A 6,180-nucleotide genomic window follows, 5' to 3' on the forward strand; every position below is an offset into this window, starting at 1 on the left:
TCTTGGCTAGTGCCTAATAGCAAAGTCTCGGAGCACCCGCCCCATTCGATCTCCGCGGGTATGGGACACGTCACGAACGTTGTCAACGCGATCATGAACTCCACTGACTGGGGCTCTACCGCAATCTTTCTGAGTTGGGACGACTGGGGAGGCTTCTACGATCACGTCGCTCCCCCGATCGTCGACGGCAACGGCTACGGCATGCGCGTTCCGGCGATCGTGATCTCACCGTACGCGAAGCGCGGGTTCATTGATCATCAAGTCCTGAGCTTCGACGCGTTCAACAAGTTCATCGAGGACGACTTTCTCCGTGGGCGGCGGTTGGATCCCGCGACGGACGGTCGGCCCGATCCGCGCCCCGACGTGCGCGAGAACGAGCCCCAACTCGGCGACCTGGCCAAGGACTTCGACTTCAAGCAAAAGCCACGCAAGCCGGTGATCTTGCCGGTCCACCCAAAGACCGACATGATCGAGCCGGGGACCGGAGCTGGAGGCCTCAGAGGCGCATCTGGATGGGGGTAAACCGAACAGGCGTCGGCGCGGTAGGGTGGTTGCCTAGCGTGATTGTCGTGCGGTAAGTTCGCGGACTGGGGCGCTTATGAGATCGATCCGAACTGGCTTATTGGTCGCGGTTGCGCTCGTCATCGGGCTCGCCGCGACGTCCGCCCGGGCCTCCACGGCAAATCTTCGCCCGGTCCCGTTCCAGCGCGGTGTGACGATCGCAGACTGGGGCCCTAATGCCTATGGGAGTCCAGGCTTCGGCAAGCTCGTGCAATCGCTGAAGCGGCGCGGAGTAGACACGGTCACCCTTCTGGTCGTCTGGGAGCAGGACGACCAGACCTCCACCGACATCACTCCCGGCGGGGAGACGGTGCCAGCTGCGAATCTCGTCGCGGCCATACAGACCGCACGCGCAGCACACCTTCGGGTGATCCTGAAGCCCTACATCGACCTCCGTAACGGCCGATGGCGCGGTCTGATCGCTCCGAGCTCGGTCCCACAATGGTTCGCCAGCTACGACGCCTACATCCTGCGCTTCGCGAGGCTGGCGCAAAAGGAGGACGTCCAAGGATTCGTCGTCGGCACAGAAATGCAGAGCATGCAGAAGTACGCGGGCGACTGGAGAGCCCTAGTTCGCCAAGTGAGACAGGTCTTTCGGACCGGGTTTGTCACATATCAGGCCAACCACAACGCGCTCACGGAACACAACATCTCCTGGTGGGACGCTGTCGATGTAATCGACATCTCCGCCTACTGGACGTTGAACCGCGACGGCGCCTATGACGTGCCCGACTTGGTTTCAGGCTGGTCCCGCTGGAGCTCGCTCCTGGGCAGACTCCACCGCAAATATCACCGGGACATCATGTTCGGGGAGATCGGGTACACGCCGTACACGGGGACATTCGCTCAGCCCTGGGTCATTACGCCGCTTGGCACTTACAGCCCGACTGCGCAGGCCAATGGGTACACCGCGGCGTTCGATGTGTGGTACCCGGTTAAGTTCTTCAAGGGGATGAACTTTTGGTACTTCTCATCGAATCCCGGTCTCCGTAAAACCGATAGCGGCAACGACGAGCCGCGCTACCCGGCGATCAAGGTGCTGCGTTACTGGTACCGGAACAAGAAGCCTGCGGGCTGACGCAGGAGGAGCGAGATAGATGAGGGTGGCGAGGTTGGCCGCGTTGCTGGCTCTAGCGGTGGTAATCGCCGTCGCGGTGGCGAGTAGGTCGGGCTCGGCGAGCAGCTCGCCCACGGACCGTGCCCAGTTTGACGCTTCGCTGCGTAGTCACTTGCGGCTCAGCGGGATCCACAAGATCCGCCACATCGTGATCATCATGCAGGAGAACCGCTCGTTCGATAACTACTTCGGCACCTATCCGCGTGCAGACGGGATCCCCGGCCTCGCCGGCCACCGCGGCAAGGTCCCGTGCATCCCCGACCCCGGCGAGCACTGTGTGCGCCCCTTCCACGACCGCCACGACCTCAACGCCGGCGGGCCGTACGGCTTTCACACCGCGCAAGAAGTAATCGACGGCGGCAAGATGGACGGCTTCATCCGCCAAGAGGAAAAGCGTAAGTACAGGGGGACGCCTCCGGACGACGTGATGGGTTACCACACCGGCAAGGACATCCCCAACTACTGGAAATACGCCCACGACTTCGTGCTCCAAGACCACATGTTCGGCTCGGTGGCCTCTTGGAGCCTGCCTTCACACCTTTTTTTGACCTCCCTGTGGTCCGCGCGCTGCACCCAGCACAACGATCCAGCCAGTTGCACCAATGTGCCGGGGTATCCGCCTCCCCCTCCCGGCTGGAAGGGCGCAAAGGCGCCGATTTACGCGTGGACCGACTTGACCTACCTGTTGCACGAGCACCACGTGAGCTGGCGCTACTACATGTTCAACGGCACCGAGCCTCCGTGCATTTCGAACACCACCCAGTCGTGCGCACCCGTCACCAATGGCCCTCAATCGGCCTCGATCTGGTATCCGCTCAAGTGGTTCGACACCGTCCGCAACGACCACCAGACCAAGAACATCCAGTCGGTGAAGCATCTATTCGCCGCCGCTACCGGTGGGACACTGCCCGCGGTCTCATGGGTGGTGCCGAACTACCTCGTCTCTGAGCACAATTTGGACGCGCGAATCAGCCCCGGCCAGACGTATGTCACCGGATTGATCAACACGTTGATGCGCGGCCCTGAGTGGAGGTCAACCGCGATCTTTCTCAGCTGGGACGACTGGGGCGGTTTCTACGACAGCGCCGTTCCCCCGAAGGTGGACGAAAACGGTTACGGGCTGCGTGTCCCGGGTTTGGTCATTAGCCCCTACGCCAAGCGCGGCTACATCGACCACCAAACCCTCAGCTTCGACGCCTACGCCAAGTTCATCGAAGACGACTTCCTCAACCGGGCGAGGCTAGACCCCAGCACAGACGGCCGGCCCGACCCCCGCCCCGACGTGCGCGAAAACGCGCCCCAGCTGGGCGATCTGGTCAAGGACTTCAACTTCAATCAAAGACCACGCAAGCGCGTGATCCTGCCCGTCCACCCGAAGACCGACCTGATCGAGCCCACCAACGCCCTCGGAGGCCCCAGTAGCGCCTTCGGATGGGGCTAGAAGCTACTCGGAAGTCGCTGGCTCGTCCGGGCTTTCGGGCGGCGTTTCGTCCTCGCCGCCACCCTCCGCGCCGACGCCGACCGGGGTGGGCTTCGGTCGCGGCTGGATCACCGTGAGCTTGACCTCGTCGTTTTGGTCGCCGTCCTCGGTCGGCGCGTTGACCTGCACCGTCGAACCCGACGGCACCTGCTCGCGCAGAACGAAGTCCGCCAGCGGATCCTCGACGTAATGCTGGATGGCGCGCCGCAGCGGACGGGCGCCCATCGCGGGATCCCAACCCTTGTCGACGAGCATGTCCTTCGCGTCCTCCGAAAGCTCGAGCTGGAGCTCGCGCTCGGCCATCGACTCGCGGATCCTCCGCAGCAGCAAGTCGACGATCTCCTTGATCTCGTCCTTGGCCAGCTTGTGGAAGACGATGACCTCGTCGATACGGTTGAGGAACTCCGGCCGGAATACCTTCTTTAGCTCGCCCATGATGCGGTTCTTCATGTCCTCGTAAGTGAGGCCGGTCTCGTCGTCCGAGACCGCGAAACCGAGCGGCGTGTTGCGCGAGATCTCGGCGGCTCCGATGTTCGAGGTCATGATCACGATGCAGTGACGGAAATCCACCGTCCTGCCCTGCGCATCGGTGAGCCTTCCGTCCTCGAGGATCTGCAACAGGATGTTGAACACGTCCGGGTGTGCCTTCTCGATCTCGTCGAGCAGCAGCACGCTGTAGGGCTTGCGGCGCACAGCCTCGGTCAGCTGGCCACCCTCGTCGTAACCGATGTAGCCCGGTGGTGAGCCAACCAGCCTGGACACGGCGTGCTTTTCCATGTACTCGGACATGTCGATCCGGACCATCGTGTCCTCATCGCCGAAGAGGAACTCGGCGAGCGTCCGTGCAAGCTCGGTCTTGCCCACGCCGCTGGGCCCCAAGAAGATGAAGGAACCCGTGGGTCGCTTGGGATCCTTCAGCCCGGCGCGGGAACGGCGGATCGCCTTGGAGACGACCTCGATTGCCGGATGCTGGCCGATCACCCGCTTGTGCAGTTCGTCCTCCATCCGCATGAGCTTTGCCGTCTCAGCCTCAGTCAGCTTGAACACGGGAATCCCCGTCCACATTGAGACGATGTCGGCGATCTCCTCTTCGCCGATCGCGGGCCGCTCGGTCGACTCGCCTGCCTCCCATTGCTCAGCCAGCTCACGCTTCTTCTTAGTGAGGCGTCGCTCCTCGTCGCGGAGGTTGGCCGCCTTCTCAAACTCCTGGTTCTCGATCGCGTCCTCTTTGGCTCGGCGAGTCTGCTCGATCTGGTCCTCGAGCTCCCGATAGACGGGCGGCGAGGTCATCGACTTGATGCGCATACGCGAGGCGGCCTCGTCGATCAGATCGATCGCCTTATCGGGCAAGAAGCGGTCCGAGATGTAGCGGTCGGCCAGGTCCGCCGCAGCCTGCAGCGCCTCTTCGGTGATGTTGACCTTGTGGTGCTGCTCGTAGCGGTCACGCAGGCCCTTCAGGATCTGGACCGTCTCGTCGGTACTCGGCTGGTCGACGGTGATCTTCTGAAAGCGGCGTTCGAGGGCTGAGTCGCGTTCGAGGTATTTGCGGTACTCCTCGAGCGTGGTAGCGCCGACGGTCTGCAACTCTCCACGCGCGAGGGCCGGCTTGAGGATCGAGGCGGCGTCGATCGCGCCCTCGGCGGCGCCCGCGCCGACCAGGTTGTGAAGCTCGTCGATGAACAGGATGATGTCGCCGCGCTGGGTGATTTCCTTCATCACCTTCTTCAGCCGCTCCTCAAATTCGCCGCGGTACTTGGAGCCGGCGACCAGGGCGGCGAGATCGAGCGTGTAGATCTGCTTGTCCTTGAGCAGCTCGGGCACGTCGCCTGAAGTGATGCGCTGGGCCAGACCTTCCACCACCGCTGTCTTGCCAACCCCAGGCTCACCCACCAGAACCGGGTTGTTCTTGGTGCGCCGCGAGAGGATCTGCATGATGCGCTCGATCTCGGTCTCGCGTCCCACCACCGGGTCTAGCTTCGCCTCGGCGGCGAGCTTCGTGAGATTACGACCGAACTGGTCGAGCAGCTTCGAGGACTTCTTCCCCTCCGAGACGCCCGAACCGGCACCGGCACCAGCCCCGGAGCGCTGACGGCTCCCGGGCCCCGACAGCATCCGGATGACCTCGTTGCGGATCTTCTCGGAATCCGCGTCGAAATCGAGCAGGATGCGAGCAGCGACGCCTTCGTTCTCGCGCACCAACCCGAGCAGGATGTGCTCGGTACCGATGTAGTTGTGGCCGAGGCTCAGCGCCTCGCGAAGGGCCAGCTCGAGCACCTTCTTGGCGCGCGGCGTAAATGGAATCTGGCCCGAAGTGACCTCCTCGCCAGAGCCGACGATCCGCACCACCTGAGCGCGGACCCGCTCGACGGTGATATCGAGCGACTCCAGCACACGGGCTGCGAGGCCCTCCTCTTCGCGCAGGAGGCCAAGCAGGATGTGCTCGGTACCGATGTAGTTGTGCTTGAGGGTCCTAGCCTCTTCCTGGGCGAGGACCACTACCTGGCGGGCTCGTTCAGTAAATCGCTCGAACATGGTGCACTCTGGTCTGGCGGTCTAAAGCGGGTTCTGTACCGATGATAGAGACGACTCTGTCAGCTGCTGGAAGCTTCCCGTTTTCAATGGTCTCAGTTGGGGGTCGCCTACAGCCCCGCTTCGCCGTTTCGTCCCGCCATCCGGCCGGACATTCGGGCAAATTCGGGATCGTTCTCGGGCCATGCGCCAGTCTACCAACCCACCAACACGCCTCTTCCAGCCCGGCTGCGGCGTGTGTCCGGTGTCACGCAGGGGCCGCGGCGTGAGCGCAGCGCCGGCAACCTCTAGGGATGCATGGTTTCGAGAAACGCCCATATAGCCATCAAAACTCGCAACCCTGCGCCTCCCCGCCGACCGGCCACGCCCACCGGCCAGCTCGATTATCCCCTCAGCGCGCCGTCACGGAATCGATCTTCCACTGGCCGGACTCTTTGACGAAGTGGAAGGTGCCGGTGCCCTGCCCCGGGGCCGATGCCGTCAGGGTCGCCTT

At 63.1% G+C, this 6,180-nt stretch carries 4 protein-coding genes; 3 read left to right on the top strand and 1 reads right to left on the bottom strand.

Annotated elements, in window-relative coordinates:
• The 3 genes from VFC51_10580 to VFC51_10590 all read left to right on the top strand — a co-directional run.
• The coding region (locus tag VFC51_10580; protein HZT07464.1) for an alkaline phosphatase family protein at positions 1-522 on the top strand (522 nt) is incomplete at its 5' end.
• A 76-nt stretch (positions 523-598) separates the two neighbouring features.
• On the top strand, positions 599-1,639 hold the full coding sequence (locus VFC51_10585) for a hypothetical protein (protein HZT07465.1): 1,041 nt from the start codon (positions 599-601) through the stop codon (positions 1,637-1,639).
• Between the two features lie 19 nt (positions 1,640-1,658).
• On the top strand, positions 1,659-3,119 hold the full coding sequence (locus tag VFC51_10590; GenBank protein ID HZT07466.1) for an alkaline phosphatase family protein: 1,461 nt from the start codon (positions 1,659-1,661) through the stop codon (positions 3,117-3,119).
• A 3-nt stretch (positions 3,120-3,122) separates the two neighbouring features.
• Here the strand turns inward: VFC51_10590 and VFC51_10595 are convergent, their stop codons facing one another.
• Entirely contained in the window at positions 3,123-5,690 is a 2,568-nt protein-coding gene (locus tag VFC51_10595; GenBank protein ID HZT07467.1) for an ATP-dependent Clp protease ATP-binding subunit, read from the bottom strand.
• Positions 5,691-6,180: the final 490 nt, after the last annotated feature.

The sequence above is a fragment of the Chloroflexota bacterium genome (assembly GCA_035652535.1).
Classification (GTDB): Bacteria; Chloroflexota; UBA6077; order UBA6077; family SHYK01; genus DASRDP01.

Bases quoted from the DNA above. Each gene is read 5' to 3' on its own strand.
- VFC51_10585 (HZT07465.1), top strand. From the start codon at position 599: ATGAGATCGATCCGAACTGGCTTATTGGTCGCGGTTGCGCTCGTCATC.
- VFC51_10590 (HZT07466.1), top strand. From the start codon at position 1,659: ATGAGGGTGGCGAGGTTGGCCGCGTTGCTGGCTCTAGCGGTGGTAATC.
- VFC51_10595 (HZT07467.1), bottom strand. From the start codon at position 5,690: ATGTTCGAGCGATTTACTGAACGAGCCCGCCAGGTAGTGGTCCTCGCC.